This is a genomic window from Dellaglioa sp. CoH-56-MRSF-13 (assembly GCF_056782095.1).
Map to the genome: position 1 here is coordinate 1 of NZ_JBXAYC010000028.1, position 674 is coordinate 674.

Consider the following 674-nt stretch of genomic DNA (forward strand, 5'->3'; position numbering starts at 1 on the left):
GGCGTCAACTTCAAGGTCGCAAGGAATGCTGCCGTATGGTCGCGCCGCCATTCGTTGAGGCCCTGACTGACGACAGGCACGCGGATTACAGAATCCCCAAGAAGCTTGTCCAAATTTTCCTTTTCCCATAGGCCACTGTGTGAATCAGAGCTATCCTTAGAATTGATGCACAGAAGTAGAGGCTCTGCTTCCATAGCCTGTGTCTCCAGCCATTTTGATTGAAGCGCAGTAGCTGCCTTCGACATGTAGCGGATAACCGAATATTTTGAGGGCTTCAAATCGGAGATGAGCTGATAGCGCGGAATCGCGGCGCTCGTCATCTCAAAGGCCGGGTTCCGGGCGCGCGCCAGAAACTTTTTGTACGATTCGTTTTTGATTGCGCCGGGTTCCTGATCGCGAAGCTTCGTATAAGTTTCGTTCACTTCGTCTCGACGCCACGTCGGCATATAAGGAATCACGATGCCTTGATTGATATGAGCCTTCGTCAACGATTCCTCTTCGAAGATATAGGTCATAGTGGCGCACGCAAGCCGCGCATCGCGGATGCGTTCAATGCGATCCGCACGAATGAGCTGATCGGACACATCAATCAAGAGGGTGGCGTCCTTCGAGGCTGCATACTGGCTTATCTTACCTGCGAGTTCCCCGCGTTTCAGCAGATAGTACATCTGAGA

Annotated in this window: 1 protein-coding gene; it reads right to left on the bottom strand. The window is 52.1% G+C overall.

What is annotated here, in order from left to right:
• The coding region (locus AC1RP1_RS07660) for a hypothetical protein (protein ID WP_481762667.1) at nucleotides 1-674 on the bottom strand (674 nt) is incomplete at both ends.